At 51.9% G+C, this 18,257-nt stretch carries 13 protein-coding genes and 1 other RNA gene; 3 read left to right on the top strand and 11 right to left on the bottom strand.

All coding sequences use genetic code 11. The features are described from left to right. Positions 1–93: 93 nt before the first annotated feature. The 9 genes from DWX75_RS03295 to DWX75_RS03255 form a co-directional block, all read right to left on the bottom strand. Entirely contained in the window at positions 94–1,839 is a 1,746-nt protein-coding gene (locus DWX75_RS03295) for an autotransporter outer membrane beta-barrel domain-containing protein (RefSeq protein WP_118014917.1), read from the bottom strand. A gap of 17 nt (positions 1,840–1,856) precedes the next feature. Then, positions 1,857–2,261 (bottom strand): hypothetical protein, encoded by a 405-nt coding sequence (locus DWX75_RS03290; protein WP_118014916.1) that lies wholly within the window; start codon positions 2,259–2,261, stop codon positions 1,857–1,859. Between the two features lie 374 nt (positions 2,262–2,635). Next, positions 2,636–3,004: a P-II family nitrogen regulator gene (locus DWX75_RS03285; protein ID WP_118014915.1), complete on the bottom strand. Its 369-nt coding sequence runs from the start codon at positions 3,002–3,004 to the stop codon at positions 2,636–2,638. 77 nt (positions 3,005–3,081) lie between these two features. After that, positions 3,082–3,450, bottom strand: coding sequence for a P-II family nitrogen regulator (locus DWX75_RS03280; protein WP_118014914.1), 369 nt, complete (start codon positions 3,448–3,450; stop codon positions 3,082–3,084). 259 nt (positions 3,451–3,709) lie between these two features. After that, positions 3,710–5,077 carry an allophanate hydrolase gene (locus tag DWX75_RS03275; RefSeq protein WP_118014913.1) on the bottom strand — a complete coding sequence of 456 codons (1,368 nt, stop codon included), beginning with the start codon at positions 5,075–5,077 and terminating at the stop codon, positions 3,710–3,712. 31 nt (positions 5,078–5,108) lie between these two features. Further along, positions 5,109–8,690 carry an urea carboxylase gene (gene uca / locus DWX75_RS03270; RefSeq protein WP_118014912.1) on the bottom strand — a complete coding sequence of 1,194 codons (3,582 nt, stop codon included), beginning with the start codon at positions 8,688–8,690 and terminating at the stop codon, positions 5,109–5,111. A gap of 16 nt (positions 8,691–8,706) precedes the next feature. Continuing rightward, entirely contained in the window at positions 8,707–9,360 is a 654-nt protein-coding gene (locus tag DWX75_RS03265; protein ID WP_118014911.1) for an urea amidolyase associated protein UAAP2, read from the bottom strand. Between the two features lie 27 nt (positions 9,361–9,387). After that, complete coding sequence (locus DWX75_RS03260; protein WP_118014910.1) at positions 9,388–10,110, bottom strand: urea amidolyase associated protein UAAP1; 723 nt, start codon at positions 10,108–10,110, stop codon at positions 9,388–9,390. 132 nt (positions 10,111–10,242) lie between these two features. Then, positions 10,243–11,049, bottom strand: a complete 807-nt coding sequence (locus DWX75_RS03255) for a response regulator transcription factor (RefSeq protein WP_158558755.1) — start codon at positions 11,047–11,049, stop codon at positions 10,243–10,245. A 412-nt stretch (positions 11,050–11,461) separates the two neighbouring features. Here DWX75_RS03255 and DWX75_RS03250 point away from each other — a divergent pair, with 412 nt between their 5' ends. Continuing rightward, a complete protein-coding gene (locus DWX75_RS03250; RefSeq protein WP_233519455.1) occupies positions 11,462–12,868 on the top strand; it encodes an APC family permease in 1,407 nt (468 codons plus the stop codon). Positions 12,869–13,174: 306 nt separating this feature from the next. Next, positions 13,175–13,963 carry a Fic family protein gene (locus DWX75_RS03245; RefSeq protein WP_199497509.1) on the top strand — a complete coding sequence of 263 codons (789 nt, stop codon included), beginning with the start codon at positions 13,175–13,177 and terminating at the stop codon, positions 13,961–13,963. 64 nt (positions 13,964–14,027) lie between these two features. Here DWX75_RS03245 and DWX75_RS03240 read toward each other — a convergent pair whose 3' ends face one another. Continuing rightward, positions 14,028–14,342: a hypothetical protein gene (locus DWX75_RS03240; protein ID WP_118014907.1), complete on the bottom strand. Its 315-nt coding sequence runs from the start codon at positions 14,340–14,342 to the stop codon at positions 14,028–14,030. Positions 14,343–14,522: 180 nt separating this feature from the next. Between DWX75_RS03240 and ssrS the strand changes: the two genes are divergently transcribed. Further along, a non-coding RNA gene (gene ssrS, locus DWX75_RS03235) (6S RNA) lies at positions 14,523–14,695 on the top strand. Positions 14,696–14,796: 101 nt separating this feature from the next. On the opposite strand, the gene DWX75_RS03230 is transcribed toward ssrS, so the two are convergent. After that, positions 14,797–18,108, bottom strand: coding sequence for a DEAD/DEAH box helicase (locus tag DWX75_RS03230; RefSeq protein WP_199497508.1), 3,312 nt, complete (start codon positions 18,106–18,108; stop codon positions 14,797–14,799). Positions 18,109–18,257: the final 149 nt, after the last annotated feature.

The following is an 18,257-nucleotide window of genomic DNA, read 5'->3' as shown; positions in this document are numbered from 1 at the left end:
CCTTTAAACAGGCGTTAAACAAAACATAATGAAAAAGAAAAACCGCTCTATCCTGCCACACACAGGATAGAGCGGTTTGAACAAGGTATGTGTTTAATAGGCCACGCGGAAGCCGACATTCCACTGCCATGGCGTCGTGACATCGCCGTTCGTGCTCTTCTCGACATCGAGATAGAAATGGCTGTCCTTGCCGAAATTCAAGTTCGTGCCAAGGCCGAACTCCCACCAGCTGCCGCCAAGGTCACGCGTAAACGGCGTGTTGACCGAACCGTACGTCATATTGGAATCGGCATCCCCCTGGAACTCATGGAGATAGGATGCCCGTGCATAAATATTCCCTGCCTTGATATCCTGGCCAGCGGAGAAACCCAGGCGTCCCACGAGACTGTCCAGGCTGTCCTGATGAAGATGAACGCCGCGATTGCTCGTCACATCCGCTGACGTCACATGACCATACGTCAATTCAGCCTGAGGCTCAATCCAGAAATTGCCGCTCTGCTGATAGCGCTTGCCGTATTCTGCACTGAGGCTGAAGCCGTTCGTATCATAGCTGCCGTTGCCGGCACCCGTCACCGTGCTGAATTCGTTCTTCATATGAGCAAAACGGCCGATGAGGTCGATAAAGCTGCCATCATTCTGCAGCTGGCTGCCATAAATGGCAAAGCCCGTGTGCTTATTGGTGCCATTGCCGCCGGAGAACGAACTCTGTCCGTCCGTATACGTCAGGGCGCCGCCTACGGTCCAGGTTGGTGATACCTTCGTGTCCCAGCCAAGCTGATAATAATTGTACTGGTTCTTGACGTTCTGCTCGCCATACTTCATTTCGCCGCGCGCCATGCGGAACCAAGTACCTTCCTTGCCCTTGCTGTCACGCAGTTCCCCCAGGCGCTTGTTCATATCGTTGTTTTCCTGGCGCCAGGTCATCAAAGAAATTGCCGCCATGTTGCTGATGGCACTGTTGCCCGTATTGATGGCCTGATGGCCCGTCACGGTACCGTCGGCATTGATCGTGCCATTGTACGCGCCCGCGATGAGGCCTTCATCCGTCGTTACCTGCGTCGCCAAAGATTTTTGCGTATCTTCACTGGTAACGACGTTGGCCAGCTTCTGCGCCACTGAAGCATCTGCCGCAATCGCATCGGCCAGGTTGCCGCTGCCTTTTACGGTCAGGGATTTCACTGCCTTCTGCGCACCGGAAGCGAGTTTTAACTGGCTGTCCAGGCTGTCCGTCGTCACCACGCCGCCGTTACTCGTCAGGCTGTCCAGGACATCAACCTCATGTGCGTCCCCGGACAGATTGACCTGGCCGCCGTTCGTCAGCGTCAGCTGATTGACAAAGCTGTTCTTGGTCGTGTTCCATACGGCGCCATTACTGGCGGTGAGCTTCATATCCTTCACCGTAATCTTGTTTTCCGGAGGATTGCCTGTTTTGATGATATTGCCGTTCAGGTAAGATTCTGCATTCGTCAAATTGATATCGACAGTGGAGTCAATGCTCGTACCAGAAGTTGGGGCATCATAGTTAAAAGAAATATCGCCATTGAGCTTGACCGTTCCCGTTCCTTCGGGATTGATGGTTACCGTGGAATGGCCGCGCGTGCTGATGGCCGTCGGTGCATTGATCGTAAGGTTGTTGTGAATCGTTACCGTTGAGCCGGAGTAACTGACTAAACCAATAGCCGGATTTTCATCATCTTTCAGCGTGCTGGCATCCACATCAGTAGATGCATTGATGATGGTATTTTTCGTATTGATATCGATAACAGAAGCAGGATTATTCGAATTGCTCTGTGCCTGAGCGCCAATAGCCCATTTTGTCCCGTGAACGTTAATCGTCAAGGTATCGCCATTAACTACTACCTTAGAGGGAGTACCTGGATTCGTTTTTTATAATCACCATCTTCAAATGCCATAATGCCATAAGCATTTTCACCGGTAGAATTTATTGTAACGGATTTGGTATTCGCATCACCCAATTGAATAGTGCCTCCATTATAGGCAAAGACATTGTATACGGTTCCACCATTCCGCGTATCTGCAAGTTTAATGCTCTGATTGTCAGCCCCCGTCGCTATAATCTTGCCCGTAGCGTCTGCCCGTACAGATGACAAGGTATCGCTGACAGAAACATCGCTTAAGTCAGCTGACTTGGTTGCAGCATTCTCATAAACCGTATCCGATGCAAATACAGGCTGACTCATCCCGATGGTAAGCGCCAGTAAAACAGCAGTTGTCAGATTTCCCCGATTGAACGTTTTCATGTCCATATCCTCCCACTACTTTTAAAAATTTATTAACATACCATTAAGATGAATTATAGCACATATGTCCCCCTTACAAGACGTTCAATTTTTCAGCAGGTATAGAAAAAGCCCGCCTTCTCCTGCTGTTCCTGGCAGGACAAGGCGGGCTTCCATCATAAAATTTCGTTTATCAATAGTGCGGATGGAGACGAACATATTCCATAGATATGAAAACAAAGCTGGTCCAAGGTGGCTCAGTTCTTCGTTCGCACACGGCTCATTTTTTCATTGACATTCACAGGTATGACCAACAATACGTTTATAAAGGGCAAAAACGCTTATATGGTCTTCTCATAGAGTAGCCCCTTTCTTAGACGGATGCACAAAGGTGATTACGTTTCATCCTGCAGCGCATCATATCCTCTTTCCCCAGTGCGGATCTTGACGACGTCATCGATTTTGTTGATGAAGATCTTGCCATCGCCGAACTTCCCGGTATGAAGCACCTTTGTCGCAGTCTCCACGACTTTTTCTGGTGGAATCTTCGAAACGACGACTTCGACTTCAAGCTTTGGCAGGAGGTTCGAAGAAATCTCCGGATTGTGGAACTCGTGCGCATGCCCTTTTTCATGTCCATAGCCGAGAACGCGGCGCACCGTCATACCAGTGATGCCGATTCCCTCTAGGGCGACCTTCAATCCTTCAAAGCGATTTTCACTGGTGATGATGCGGACAGACGTTAATATCGTTTCGTTAACCATAATAAATTCTCCTTTTATTTTATCCAAATACGTACTAGCTTTTGAGGACATCTTAACACGTCTTTGTTTTACTTTTTTCAGGAAAGTGCTGACCGCTTGATTGCGGCTTTACCCTCTTCACCCGTGCGAACACGGATCACATTGTCTATGCCTGAAATCAGAATCTTTCCGTCCCCAATATGACCGGTATAAAGCTCGACTTTCACAGCATCAACAATCGCCGTGACCTGCTCTTTTTCACAGATTACCAGCAGAAGTACTTTTGGCAGGAGACGGATCTCCTTATTTTCCTCCGGTTCATACTCAAATGTCCCTTTCTGGATTCCAGAACCGAGTGCTTGAAATATCGTGACGCCGCCGACTCCAAGCTTTTCCAGGCAGTTGACGACAGCGGTACTCTTGTTTTGTGCGGCAATGATTTCAATACGGACTAACTCAGATGACATGATCGATAACTCCTTTGTACTAAAACAGGCAGCTTTCAAACAAAAACCGCATACGATGCCAGATACATGCACGCTCGTGCATGTCCGATATCGTATGCGGCACCATTGTCGCAAAACAGCCTTTACAGATTTTTTGATTGTCACGATAAATAAACTGCATATTTCCTATTATCGACTTTTACATTTTACCATCATGACGTCATAACGTCTATTTCTTTTCTTCTGAAACGGCCTATTTCCAGCATGTATACAGAATATTTCATTCGCCCTTCTCAGCACCGTTTGCTTTCAGGAATTCTCCTGCCAATGCGCGGATAAATTGCTCTTGGTCATGAAGGCTGAAACAGGTGATGCCAAATGGATGATCGTGGTCTTCGCTGTTTTCCGGAATTGCGATTGCTGCGAGGTCAAGAAGATTACAGTGGTTCGTATAAAGACCCATCTGACTGTTCGTCTCGACGGGATTTTCCCGCACCTCATCCCGCGTAAACGAACCACCAGCAGTCGGGAGCACTAGGACGGCGTTCTCAAGCAGCTGATTTGCCTGCTTGCGGTAAATACTCAACTGATGGAAGTCCTTGAAAAGCCTTGCAGCGCTCAACTCTTCGCGCCCACCGCTCTTGAGGATATTCTTTGTAACGGGAAAGATATCCTCCTCGTGAGCCGTGACGAATTCGCCGAGATCTGCCCAACGCTCTGCCACATAGGCACCATCGTAAAGAAGGCTTGCAGCCTTTGAGAAGAAGCTGGTATCGATGCACTCGATTTTGCTTCCAGATTGCTCTAAAAGACGGAGTGCATGCATCCACTTTATCTGGTAGTTCTCGGCCCAAGGTCCGTAGAATGTCGGCATATCCTTTGGGAGCAGAATCTTTGCCGGCAGACGTTTCACCTTGAGCGGAAGGTCTCTTGACCAAACACAGACCGGATCGACGGCACGCGCTACCTGGTCGACGATTTCTACCTCCTCAAGCGAGTGTGCAAAAACCGTCACGCAGTCGAGACTCTGACAGGCTGGCACGACGCCGGCACTGGACCACGCACCGATTGGTGGTTTGTAGCCGATAAGGGTATTCAGCATCGCCGGCACACGCCCTGAACCTGCTGTATCGGTACCAAGAGAGAACGCTGCCTGCCCGAGTGCGACGCTGACAGCACTGCCGGAACTCGAACCGCCGCTGATGCATTCCGGTTGCCAGGCGTTCTGCACCTCGCCATACGGACTGCGTGTCCCAACAAGGCCCGTTGCAAACTGATCGAGATTCGTCTTGCCGAGTGGGATTGCACCGGCTTTGATCAGTCGATCGACAACGAACGCGCTTTTCCCCGGCGTATAGGAATACGAAGGGCAGGCGGCGGTCGTAGGGATTCCCTCAAGGTCGATATTATCCTTGATTGCAAATGGGATTCCCCACAGCGGATATTTCGAAAAATCCATCGGCGGGAGCTTTCTGAGGTATATCGTAATCCATTTTTCTTCTGGCGGCGTAATCCAGATTGGGTTGTCTTTATGCGCCTCTACGCGGGAAAGGATGGCAGAAAGGACATCTTCCGGCGTAAAGGCCTTGTGCTCGTACCCTGCTTTTAACGCAGGGATTGTCAGTATTTCTGGTACATTGTTCTTCATCAGATACCTCCTCCAGTGCGTAGAGATCATCTCATCCTGCCTCATAAGCAGCGAGGAGATCGCCTGCATTGACTGGACTGCCGGAATCAACGAAGATGCGGGACACCACGCCATCTTCTGACGCCGTAATTGGAATCTCCATCTTCATGCTTTCGAGCACAAAGAGCGTATCTCCTTTGGTGATTTTTTGGCCTTCCTTTACCTCTACCTTCCAGACACTGCCTGGGACATTGGCGGGGATGCCGTCTTCGCTGTCCTTGAGCTCGACTTCATTATGCACCGACTCTGGGACATCGGATACGAAGGTATCAAGCCCCTGCTCGTGCCACCTCTGACGCTCTGCTTCAAAAGCTGCCTCTTGATGCGCTTTGAATGCCTTCGCGCTATCCTCGATTGATGTGAGATATTCCTTGTACTTGCCGAGACTGAACGTCGTCTCTTCGACACGGATATCGTACTTGCCGCGCAAAAAGTCTTCGCGATACTGTAAGATTTCATCCGCGGAGCATGGGAAAAAGCGAATCTGATCGAAAAAATCAAGGAGCCATGGCTTGCCCTCTGAGAAGTACTTCGTCGTCTGCAGCGAATTCCACATCTGGATAGTACGGCCGACAAACTGATAGCCGCCAGGCCCCTCCATACCATAGACGCAGAGGTATGCACCACCGATGCCAACGGCATTTTCTGGCGTCCATGGACGTGCCGGGTTGTACTTCGTCGTGACAAGGCGCTGGCGCGGGTCGACTGGTGTCGCGACCGGTGCACCGAGATAGACATCGCCGAGACCAAGTACGAGATAATCTGCCTGGAAGACGATATCCCGGACGTCGTCAATACTCGCAAGGCCATTGATGCGGCGAATGAACTCAGGATTGCTGGGACACCATGGCGCATCAGGACGCGTGGTCTCCTGGTAGCGCTTTGCAGCAAGTTGTGTCTGCGGATCATCCCAGGAAAGCGGGAGATAGACAATGCGCGACGGGACTTCGATATCGTCGATATCACCGAGTCTCAAGAGGAGCTTTTCGACTTTTTCTGCCATCTTGCGTGCCGTGATTCTACTACAGTCAAAATGCACTTGAAGGGAGCGAATGCCTGGCGTCATGTCGATGATTGGAAGATTTTCTGTCTTCAGCGTCTCCATCAAAATATGGACGCGAAAGCGGAGAGCGATATCAAGCTCCATCTTGCCAATCTCGACGAGGATGTTTTCCTCACCATCGAGACGGATGTCATATGGAAGATCATCGGCCATGCCTTGTGCGAGGATTGCATCTATCGCATTGACCTTTACCGGCGCTGGCAGCGTGACGGCAGTATAGTCAAAAGCAATATTTTTCTCCTGCGCCTCGCGAAGCTCTGCTGCCTGCGCCTCATTTAGCAGCTGAAAATGGACCTTGTCACCTGGATGAAGCTGGCCCATCTTCCAGAGTTCGGCCTTAGCAAGTGTCACCGGACAGACGAAGCCACCAAGACTCGGTCCGTCCGGGCCGAGCAGGATGGACTGATCGCCGGTGAGATCGAGTGTGCCAATGGCATAGGCATTATCGTGTATGTTCGACGGATGAAGTCCCGCCTCGCCGCCATCCTCTCGTGACCACTCTGGCACTGGTCCATTCAGACGGACACCGGTGCGGGCGCTGTCGAAATTTACGGTGTATTCAGCACTCGTGAGGGTGGTCAGATAAGAAGCGGCGAGATATTCCTCCGTTGGCTGCGGACCGGGTAGTACACCAAGCGTCCAATGGTTTGTGATCTTTGGTGCATACTCCTCAGGGAAGGAGTCAATCGAGCCTGTCAGACATTTGTCGGTAAGATTCAAGACATCACCTGTGCGAAGCGCGCGGCCATTATGCCCGCCGAACTTTCCATCGACAAATGTCGACGTGCTGTCCATGACCTTCGGTATATCGAGGCCGCCCGCGACGAGGAGATATGTACGCATGCCCTGTTTTGCCGTGCCGAGCTTCAGCACACTGCCTGGCGATGCATTCGTTGCCTGATAAAGCGGCACGCTATCTCCGTCGAGCGTAGCATGCATCTCAGCGCCCGTCAGGCAGAACGTCGTCGTCGTACGGAAGCGATAGCTGCCGCCGCGCATCGTCATCTCGATGCCGGCCGCATTCTCATCATTTCCGAGAAGTCTGTTCCCGAGTCGAAAACTGTAAGCATCCATCGCACCGCATGGCGGCACACCGACTGTCCAGAAGCCGAGCATTCCTTTGGCATCCTGCACCGTGCTCTGAATACCGCCGTCGAGTACCTCGAGTGCATGCTCCTCCGGATGGAAGGTATCAAGCATCTTTGTAAAGAGCTTCCCTTCCTGATATGATTTCTCCTGAAAGAGTGAGGAAAGATATTCAAGATTCGTCGTAACGCCGTAAAGCTTCGTCGCCTTTATGACACGTTGCATCTCTTTCACGGCTGCCTCACGCGTAGGCTCATGAACAATAATCTTCGCAAGCATCGGATCGTAAAGCGATGAAATCGTGATATGCGGCTTCACCCAAGTCTCGACACGCGCCTTCGGGTCGAAGCGGCAGTCGTCGAGGCGTCCGCTGCTCGGACGGAAATCATTGCTGCAGTCCTCGGCATAAACACGGATCTCGATTGCATGGCCATTCGGTTTGCCTATTTTACTCGCTAAATCTCGGAGCTCTCCAGCTGCCTCGCGGACCATCCACTCAACAAGGTCGACGCCCATGACTTCCTCTGTGATGCCATGCTCGACCTGCAGACGCGTATTGACCTCAAGGAAATAAAAACCTTCGCTCTCTTCATCATAGAGGAACTCTACTGTTCCGGCATTCCGATAAGAAGCTGCATGCGCAAGGTTCACTGCTGCCTGATACATCTTCTGGCGCACATTGTCACTGAGATTCGGCGCAGGCGATTCTTCCACGACCTTCTGGTTGCGGCGCTGCACGGAGCAATCACGCTCGCCGATTGCAACGGCCTCGCCTTCTGCATTGCCGAAAATCTGGACTTCGACGTGACGCGCGCGGCGGACATATTTTTCAAGGAATACACCACTGTCCTTGAAGTTCACGGCAGCAAGATGCTTTACCGCATCGTAGTCACGACGCAAGTCTTCTTCGTTTTCACAAATACGGATACCGATACCACCGCCACCTGCCGTGCTTTTCAGCATGACCGGATAGCCAATCCGCTTTGCTTCCTTCACGGCCTCTTCAAGGCCGCTTAAAAGACCTGTGCCCGGCAGGAGTGGGACATTCGCGGACTCTGCCAGGGCACGCGCCGAATGTTTCAGACCAAAGCGCTGGATTTCCTCTGCCGTCGGCCCGATGAAGCGGATGCCGGCATCTTCGCAGGCTTTTGCAAAGTCGGTATTCTCGCTGAGAAATCCATAGCCAGGATGAATAGCTTCAGCATGCGTCTCCTTTGCAATCTTCAAGATTTTCTCCGCATCGAGATACGTCTCCTTGACCGTGCCATCACCAAGCGAAACGGCCTCATCGGCCTCGCTGACATGCAGACTATCACGGTCAGCCGTCGCATAGATGGCGACAGACTTCACGCCCATCTTCCGGAGTGTGCGCTCAATGCGCGTTGCAATAGCACCGCGATTTGCAATCAGAACTTTGGTAAACATTCAGACGCCCTCCTTCTCATTCATCCCAAATCAGCAGTCTTACTGGTGTCGGGTTGTAGGCATTGCACGGATTGTTAAGCTGCGGACAGTTGCTGATCAAGATGACGACATCCTCAAGAGCCTTCATCTCGACATATTTGCCCGGCGATGATACACCATCATCGAACTTCAGCCCGCCGGCCTCGGTGACCGGTACATTCATGAAAAAATTGATATTCGGGGCAAGATCGCGTTTCTTGATCCCGAAGCACTCATTTTCTGCAAGCTGCAACATGAAGTCATCGCGGCAACTCTGCATGTAGCGTTTATCACGTGAGTAGCGTACCGTGTTGCTCTGCGACGAACACGCCCCCCCTAGGGTATCATGACGTCCCGTCAAATCCGCTGTGATCTCGAGTAGCGGCTTTCCCGACTCTGCGCGAAGGATACTGCCCGTTGTCAGGTAGATATTCTTCTGCGCCGTAATCGTCGTGATAGCCCCGTAGTGATCCTCGACATTGTGCGCATCGTAAAACGTAGTATCGACTGCTTGATTGCCCTCGATGTCGACGATGCGGAATGACTGCCCCTTCTTCAGCTCATGAATCCAGCCAAGCCCAGCACCAATGCTCTCATCATAGATGGCATCTTCTACTTTTAAGTCGCTTTCTTTTTCAATGAGTCCGTACATGTTGCTCCTCCTTTATCTTTCCGTTCGTTATTTCAACCCCATCAGATTGAGGTAATCCCAGGTATTTTCAAAGGCACGATAGTTTTCCTGACGATGCTGTACGCAGGGATCCATCAGATCTGCCGGTGGAGCCTCGAACACATCGAGCTCAATTGGTACTGATGGATACGTTTCTGTCGGATCAAGCGGATTCGGCGTATTCGACACAATCAAGAGGACATCCATCTCCGTGCGAAGTGTTACCGTCGCATCCTTGGGACACCATTCGGTATCATAGTGCATACTGCCATCATCCTTGACAAATACTTTTGAAAAGAGGTTAACACACGGAACGAGGTCGCGTGTCGAAAGACCATTGCGCACGAGCTCAACTTTGAAGTTCTCATCACCAGCGCGATAATAGTCGTTACGGTTTTCCTGATAGCTCGTCTTGCCGTATTTCTCATCTGTCATCATGCGTGTCGTCCAACCAGAGATGGAGTCGTGCCAACCGAGACTGTCCTGCGTGATACTTGCAAGCACGCGGCCATTATCGCTCATCAGAACATTTCCCGCCGTAAGATGCGCAGTAAACTGTGCTTTCAGCGTATCCGGCATATTGTAGCGCTCTGTCAGATCATGCAGGTTATATAAAAGGAGCGAGACATTTGCATTCGGGCCAAGTGCCTTGAAATGAAGGTAGCGGTTACGCCCAATTGGACTAGACCATTTTTCACCAGGATGAAAGGTTTTGGAAAAAATCTTCTGCATAATAAAAGGCCTCCCTTTCGGATTATCAGGCTGGATCAGAATCAAAAGCCGTCGGGCTTTTTCCTTCTGTCACATTTCATACCTAGACTATAATCCGTTTAGGAGACCCTTTCTATGGTCCGAAAAGGGGATTTAAATCGCTTCCTTTGCCGCAAAAGTAGCACCTTCTTCTACTTTCGTACACCTGCCCTGCATCAAAAGATGCAAGAGCTGCATGCGGCTGTTGACTTTTGTCTTACTGAAAAGATTGTAGATGTGCTTCTTGATTGTCGAGAGACTGACGACAAGTATCTGGCAGATTTCCTGGTTTGAGAGTCCTTCCGCCATCAAAGCGAGTACCTCTTCCTCTCGGCCCGTCAGATGATAGGCTTTTGCGAAAGAAGCGACACGTTCCCTGAAATCCTGCTCTCTTGATGGTGCCATCGCACGAATCAGCATATTTTCAATATGTTTCCGAAGAACAGAGAGAACCTCGATATTCTGCTGCGTAAAATTGCCGAGCTGTGCTCTCCGGAAAAGGCTGAAAGCTGCAATTTTCTTTCCTCCATGCTGAATCATCAGTCCGCATCCATAGGGGATATCCGCCTGCTTCAAGAAGCTCTGATAAAACTCCGTCTTCTGCCGAATACTGTTGTCGATGATGTCCGTATCCCGATAAACCGTTGTCTCCTGTGCCATATCGCCGACATAACGCATGTAGTCCTTTTCATAATAAGTATGCAGGTATTGTCGGATTTCCTCGTTTGACATTCCGAAGAAGACACTATTTTCCCGGTCAACCTTTTCCTCTTCATCAAGCAGCAGAAGAAATCCTTTTGTATATGGAATCAGTATGCGGATAATGCGCATCAGCTTGTTTGTCAGTTGCGCAAGATTTTCCTGTGCATAAAGTTCCAGCAAAACATTGTTGACTGTCAGCCACTCAGATTCCTTCAGCATTGTAAATCCCTCCTGATAAGAAGTTGCTTCCATACAAAAATAATAAAGCCGCACAGGAGACGTCTGCAGCATATCACTGCACCCATCCCTATGCGGCACCATTGCCAGACGCTTTCGCGCCAGATTTTGTTCTATTCCATTGTGGAAGAAACATATTTCTGTTATATGAAGATATAATAGCACCATCTACTACGAAAGTCTACCTTTTTTGAAACACTTCATCCAATCTTCTTTTCCTATCTTCTTTCGACTGAGAACAAGGTGTACTTTAGTAGCAGAAAAGTATGCTTTGGTAGCAGTATATCGCATCTTTTTCCCCATTGTGAAAAAGGAGACAATGTGGAATAATCACTTCATAACGAAGCAGGAGATTTACTCCTGCCACAATCCATTAGTGGAGGAGGAAACGCGCATGCAAAACAAAATCAGCCTGTTTGGCGCAGTGTCAACCGGTATCGGGATGATTATCGCGACAAGCTGCTTTATCCCGCTCGCTTCAGGGGCGAGCACAGTCGGTATCACGTTCATCATTGCTCTAATCCTTGTGTGCATGGTGAATATGATGGCCGCAGGTTCCATCGCCGAGCTGAATGCCCTGATGCCAAACCTTACCGGCGGTCTCGCCCAGTACACGCTCGTCGGCCTTGGCCCATTCGTGACAATCGTCGTCATGGTCGGTGGCTACATCATCAGCAACGTCTTTGCGGCACCTGCCGAGGGTGCAATGTTTGCAAACGTCATGGCAAACTTTATCGGCGGCGATATTCCGACCTCGGTCTACAGCGTCGCGCTGACAATCGTGCTGATTTTCATCAACCTGCGCGGTATGACGATGTCGGCTCTTGTACAGACTGTCATCGCATCCTTCATGGTTATCTCTCTCTTTCTGCTTGGCCTGATTGGCGCCCTGGGACTTGGTACTGGTATCGAGGTCAATCAGCCGTCTGTCCTATCCTTTTCTCCGGGTGATATCTTCCCGCTGATGACGACCGCATTCTGGCTCTTCATCGGTTCCGAGTTCATCGTACCCTTGGGAAAGGATATGAAGAACCCAAAGCGCAATGTCCCTCGCGCGATGATCATTTCCCTCGCAATCATGGGCATCATCCAATGTGTCATGGTTCTCGGCTTCTCCCACTATACCCCTTGGGCTGCCGTCGGCGCAGACGACTCCCCGCACCTTCTCTACGCGACAGCGCTCCTCGGTGAACCGGGTCGCTGGTGGATGATCGTCGCTGCCCTTTTTGCCGCCGTCAGCACGCAGAACTCAATCATTTGCTCCGTCGCAGAAATCTGCTGTGGCATGGCAAAAATCCGTCTCTTGCCTGCCATCTTTCAGAAAAAGAACAAATACGGCGCACCATACCTCATCATCTGGCTGCTTGGCATCGCGACAATCCTGATTGAGACGACCGATATCAGCAGTGGTGAAGCGATTACATTCCTGATTCTTTGCTCGTCCCTCTTCTGGATGGTCACCTATATCATCTGCCACGTCAATGTCATCATTCTCCGCAAGAAAATGGCACAGGCACCGCGCAGCTTCAAGATGCCACTCTTCCCACTTTTCCAGGCAATCGGCATCATTGCGACGATATATATGATCTACTATATTTCGACTGACCCCGATGAGCGGATGCTGATCTTCAAGCTCACATTTGCCCTCTTCCTCGCTATCGGCATCTGGGCACTTTATTGGGTCCACTATCACCTGCATCTTCCAATCTTTCACCACATACCACTTCCCCAGGTCATGGCAATGGAAAATCCAGCCTATTACCTGACGCGCCATCCGGAAGAACTCCACCCGAATAAATAATCCATGAAAACAAAAAACAGTAGTTTTCCCTATAATACCACGGCTGCCCGTTCAAGGTCAGACTGTTTCCGCATTACCTTGTTCCATTCTTCGGCACGGACGGGGCCTGGAATCGCAGCCTAGGCCATCTGAAAGGAAATCCTGCCCTGCCCCATCCCATGGCCTCACCTATGGGATGTAGATTTTATTGACTTCAATAGGATTGTTGCACCATAATCATAATAGGGGTATACCTACCAGAAGTGCCAGCCGCTCACCCCATGAATGCTATTCCATTTTATCACGCTGAAAGGACGAAACGCGACCATGACCGACTTCGACTACACGTCTCTTGACCGATTCAAGGCCGATATGTCCTGCATCGCCAGCACACTGCCGCCTGACGTGCTCGACAACTACAACCGCGACTTCGACATAACGTATGCCCACGACTCCACCCAGATTGAAGGCAATACGCTTTCCCTTGTGGAAACGAAGGTGCTGCTCGATGACGGCATTTCCATTGGCGGCAAGAAGCTCCGTGAGGTGTACGAGGTCACGAACCACGACCGCGCCTTTACCTACGTTCGCCAGCTTATCCGAGAAGCCCGCCCGCTGGATGAAGAACTCGTGAAGGACATCCACGAAATCCTGATGCAGAACATCATACCAGGCGGCATCTACCGTCCCCATGCCGTGCGCATCATCGGCGCGTCGCATCGTCCGCCCGAACCATACGACATGCTTCAACAAATCAGGTTCTTCTTTGCGGACATGCCAATCAACAGAAAGAACATGCATCCCGTAGAGTTTGCCGCATGGACGCACGCTGAGTTTGTGCGCATCCACCCGTTCGCGGACGGCAACGGCAGGACATCCCGCATAATCATGAACTACCAGCTCATGGCGGGCGGCTTCCTGCCCATCTCCATCAAAGCCGAGAACCAGGTGCCCTACTACATCGCTCTCGACCAATACGCCACAAAACGAAACCTTGTGCCCTTCCTGACACAAGTCTACGGCCACGAGAACGCAACCCTGCGAGACTTTATCGCCAGATATGAGGAAAGTGCTATACACGATTGGCGATCAAATACGCCACGGCATAGAAAATAGCCCGTCCTATCCTGCTGATTACAACAGCAAAAAAAGACGGGCTTCCATCATAAAATTTCGTTTATCAATAGTGCGGATGGAGACGAACATACTCGACAGGACGGCTCCAGTCAACGCTGACATCCGTGGCTTCCCAGAGGCGGGTCAGGGCCGTCTGCAGGCTCTTGACATCAGCCTGCGGGTCAATCGTCTCGTGCGTGAAATCCATCAGTGTCTCATGCGGGATGTTGATCTGATGCGTCTTGCCAAGGTAATCCTCCACGCGCTTCCTGCCTTCCTCATTGGCCAAATGAACCGTCGCTTTTTTTTGATCGGCGTCGTAATCAATCCAGCCGAGATCCTTCTGATAGCTGATTGCCACGCTGTACGTAATTGCCATTTTTATTTCTCCTTTTACGCGTGCCATGAGCACGATTTTTTATCGGTTATCGAACGCTAAAAACCTGTTTCCGTCCTATAATTATAAAGGATTTCGCTGTTTTCTACAACCTGCCTTGCCGTCCGATTTGTCAAGTCTTGCACCTGTATATTTTTTATGATATTATACATACAAAGAAGGATAAGCCTGGGGTGTGCGTGAGCTTTATTAGTGTCTAACCTACATTTTTCCTAGGGAACCTGATTTGATTCCGACGTATGTTCGCCTCGGCGAATGCAGAAACCGGACTTAAGGTACCCACCTGCTATTCGCAGGTTTTAGGCATTTAAAGCGAACGGCACTCTGGACCCCTGCTTTGAAGAGGGATTGCTACAGGATTGCGGCAGTCCCTCTTCGCGTATCAGAAAGCGGGCATAAAAGCAACTCGAGGGAATTGCTTTTGTGCCCGCTTTTTTCAGCCGCGGAACAGTTCGCGAATCTCTTCTTCGGTAAGCTTTGACAAGAAATTCTCGCCAGGCCGTATCATCTGGTCGATCAGGGATTTCTTGCGCTGCTGCAGCTGGTAGATTTTTTCTTCTACCGTGTCTTTCATGATGAGCTTGACCACCTGCACATTGCGTTTCTGTCCGAGGCGGTAGGCGCGGTCCGTTGCCTGGTCCTCGACGGCCGGATTCCACCAGGGGTCGAAATGGACCACCATGTCGGCGCCAGTGAGATTGAGTCCTGTTCCGCCTGCCTTGAGCGAAATGAGGAAGAGCGGCGTGCTGCCATCATTGAATTTCTTGACGAGATTCATGCGCTCCAGAGCCGGCGTCGCTCCGTCCAGATAGAGGAAAGCCAGGCCGAGCTGGCGCAGGCGCGCGGCGATATGGGAAAGCATGGTCGTGAACTGCGAGAAAATCAGCAGGCGATGGCCGCTAGCCACAGCGTCGGCCACGAGCTCCTCGAGAAGATCCAGCTTGCCCGAGCCGCCGTCGTAGTTCTCGATGAAGAGCGACGGGTCACAGGCAATCTGGCGCAGGCGCGTGAGGATGGCGAGGATGCGGATGCGATTGTCACCGCTGTTCATATCACCAAGCTCAGCAGCAAAGGTTTTCTGGCTTTTCATGAAGTAAGCACGATAGACCTTCGCCTGCTTCGGCGTCATCTCGCCGGCAATCTGCCGCTCCACTTTATCGGGCAGCTCGCGCAGGACATCCTTCTTCATGCGGCGCAGGATGAAGGGCATGACGCGGCGCCGAAGTTCCTGCATCGCCGTCTTATCCTCCGAGCGGACAATCGGCACTTCAAAATGCTGCTTGAAGCGCGCGTGACTGAAGAGATAGCCGGGCATCAGGAAGTCGAAAATCGACCAGAGCTCCGTCAGCGTATTCTCAATGGGTGTGCCAGTCAGCGCAAAGCAGCTGCCCATCGAGAGCTTCTTGACGGCGCGTGCGCTCTGCGTGGCAGGGTTCTTGATGTGCTGGGCTTCGTCCAGGAAGACGTAGCGGAATTTCTTCTGTCCGTACAGTGCGATATCGCGCTTGATCATATTGTACGTCGTGACGAGGACGTCGCTCTGCATCGCGCGTTCCAGCTGGACCGTGCGCTCTGCCTTCGTGCCGGTCACGGCGCAGGCCGAAAGAGACGGTGCAAAGTGATGGATTTCCTCAAGCCAGTTGTAGAGCAGTGACGTCGGCACCACAACCAGCGAAGGCGGCTGCGACGCATCCTTGCGCGCCAGCAGGAACGCGATGACCTGCAGTGTCTTGCCGAGGCCCATATCATCCGCAAGGATGCCGCCAAGGCCATAAGATGCCAGCGTGGAAAGCCACTCAAAGCCTGTGACCTGATAATCGCGCAGGACGTCGCGCAGGGATTCCGGTACATCAAAATCGCCGTCCTGCGGGTTGCGGATATTGCGCACGATTTCGCGGAAACGCCGGCTGCGCACGAGCTGCAGACTCTCATCCTCCCTGGCCAGCGTATCGAGGTACATGGCCTCTGATAGCGGCAATTCCACCTTGCTGCCGTCCTGCGGATGTTTTTTGTCAAGTCCCGTATTCTCGACAAAATCCGCCAGCGACTGCAGCTGCTGTTCCCCCAGCATCACGAAGCTCCTGTCCTTCATGCGATGATAGCGCTTCTTCTGACGATAGGACGCCAAGATAGACAGGAGTTCCTCGAAATCGAGTCCCTTCATGTTGAAGGTCACTTCGAGCAGATTCGCATCATTGACACTGACGCCGGCCGAGATCTTGGGCAGAGGACGAACGGGGCGTTTTTGGAAGAGTTCGGCGTAAAAGACTTCCACCCAATCGGGCAGGGCCGGCAGTCCTTCGGTGAGGAAGGCATAGCTTTGCTCCTCCTCTTCCTGCACCAGCCGGTCGCCCTGCTGATGAAAGCCAAAGGCTGCGAGCTGCTGCAAGAGACGCTGTTCCTCCTGCTCATTGCGCACGAGGATACGGCCGCCCGCCTGCGGAGGCATCTGCTCCAGGATTGGATTGAAGCGCACGTCATCGTAGCAGAACAACAGCCGTATGGCCAGCCCTTCGCCTTCGTAATCGATGTAAAGCTCCGCCGTCAGCGGCGTCAGGCAGTAGCGTTCCTGGAAAACCGGATCGACATGGAGTTCGATGACATGGTCGAGCTGCGGCATGACCTCGCCAAAGAACCGCGATACGTCGGCCGCGTCGAGATGAATGAGGCTCCGGGACCAGAAGGCCTGCAGCAGGGGCTTGATGAGACGGGAAAAAGCCGGACTTTCCCGATAAATGCGGCCATCCTGGTAAAGAAAGCGGCAATCGTTGTCAAGGGGCACCATATCACCCGTCTCCAGCCGGATACTGCCGCCATCATCCTGTGCCATGACGTCCAGCGAAATCTCCGGGTCCCCAGCGGACAGGCAGACATCGATGGCGTCGCTGCCGCAGATATGAAGTTCAAATCGTTCCTCTCCCACGAGCTCGAGAAACGACTGCAGTGCACTGGCTGACAGATAAAATTTCTTATGCTCAAAGTACTGGCTGCGATGGAAGGTATTGAGATAAGCCCGCTCCGCTATCCCCTGTGCCAGGCTCTGCTCATCACGCCGGGCCTGCATCATCAGGCGCCAGATTCCCTCTGAAATACGGTCTGCCCATCGCAGGCCGTCAGTCTGGATTGTCGTATGGCGTCCGAGTTCCCATTCCTGGCCGTTTTCCACGGCCTTCACGAAGCCGAATACGTCACGCAGGATGTACAGTCGGTCCGTGCCAAGCCGGAATTCGAGCCAGCACGTCATGTCCCCGGCCCGGCCGTCCGCGAAGAGGCGCGGCACGAGATAGACGGGGTCCTGAGCAGCAGCATAGGTACCATGCCTGCCCGCAAACATCTCGAGGAGCTGACGGCCGGCACCATCCGTGCTGCGCGGGCGTTGTTTCACGTCTGCCTTCGGGCGCATCTCTCCGTTTCCCGAGGGAACCGGCAGGCTGTCACCGGCATGCGCCGCAGCATAATCCCGCTGGAAACATTCGATATCCTTGAGTACCGCCACGACGTGCTTACAGACGCCCATATAGCGCATGGCAGCCGGGCAGGTGCAGTGGTACTGCTCGACTTCGCTCAGATCCTTTGTCAGGACAATATGTACTTCATAGTCATGGCTGCCGGCTACCACAGCAGAAAAGCGGCATCCCTTATGGTCCGTTTGCACGAGTTCACGGACACGCCCCTGCCTGAAGTAACGCATGCCGCGTTCATAGGCCGCATCCGTCGCAATGGAACGGATCTGGATATCACTGAGCAATCGTTCTCCCTCTCTTTCCTGTTTTACCCATCCTGCCGGGTCCCGTAAGAGGAACGGGCCGTCATTGGGGAATACGCTTTTTTCTCAAGGCTCTCTATGCTAAGATTAACAGCAGTTTACAGCTTTTTGAAGCACAATAAAATCGCATA

Source organism: Mitsuokella sp. AF21-1AC (assembly GCF_003458855.1).
Classification (GTDB): Bacteria; Bacillota; Negativicutes; order Selenomonadales; family Selenomonadaceae; genus Mitsuokella.
Note: the sequence above shows the minus strand (reverse complement) of the source record. Positions and strands in the feature narration are given on the sequence as shown.

Bases quoted from the DNA above. Each gene is read 5' to 3' on its own strand.
- DWX75_RS03280 (WP_118014914.1), bottom strand. From the start codon at position 3,450: ATGTCATCTGAGTTAGTCCGTATTGAAATCATTGCCGCACAAAACAAG.
- DWX75_RS03265 (WP_118014911.1), bottom strand. From the start codon at position 9,360: ATGTACGGACTCATTGAAAAAGAAAGCGACTTAAAAGTAGAAGATGCC.
- DWX75_RS03255 (WP_158558755.1), bottom strand. From the start codon at position 11,049: ATGCTGAAGGAATCTGAGTGGCTGACAGTCAACAATGTTTTGCTGGAA.
- DWX75_RS03245 (WP_199497509.1), top strand. From the start codon at position 13,175: ATGACCGACTTCGACTACACGTCTCTTGACCGATTCAAGGCCGATATG.
- DWX75_RS03260 (WP_118014910.1), bottom strand. From the start codon at position 10,110: ATGCAGAAGATTTTTTCCAAAACCTTTCATCCTGGTGAAAAATGGTCT.
- uca (WP_118014912.1), bottom strand. From the start codon at position 8,690: ATGTTTACCAAAGTTCTGATTGCAAATCGCGGTGCTATTGCAACGCGC.
- DWX75_RS03285 (WP_118014915.1), bottom strand. From the start codon at position 3,004: ATGGTTAACGAAACGATATTAACGTCTGTCCGCATCATCACCAGTGAA.
- DWX75_RS03290 (WP_118014916.1), bottom strand. From the start codon at position 2,261: ATGAAAACGTTCAATCGGGGAAATCTGACAACTGCTGTTTTACTGGCG.
- DWX75_RS03240 (WP_118014907.1), bottom strand. From the start codon at position 14,342: ATGGCAATTACGTACAGCGTGGCAATCAGCTATCAGAAGGATCTCGGC.
- DWX75_RS03250 (WP_233519455.1), top strand. From the start codon at position 11,462: ATGCAAAACAAAATCAGCCTGTTTGGCGCAGTGTCAACCGGTATCGGG.
- DWX75_RS03275 (WP_118014913.1), bottom strand. From the start codon at position 5,077: ATGAAGAACAATGTACCAGAAATACTGACAATCCCTGCGTTAAAAGCA.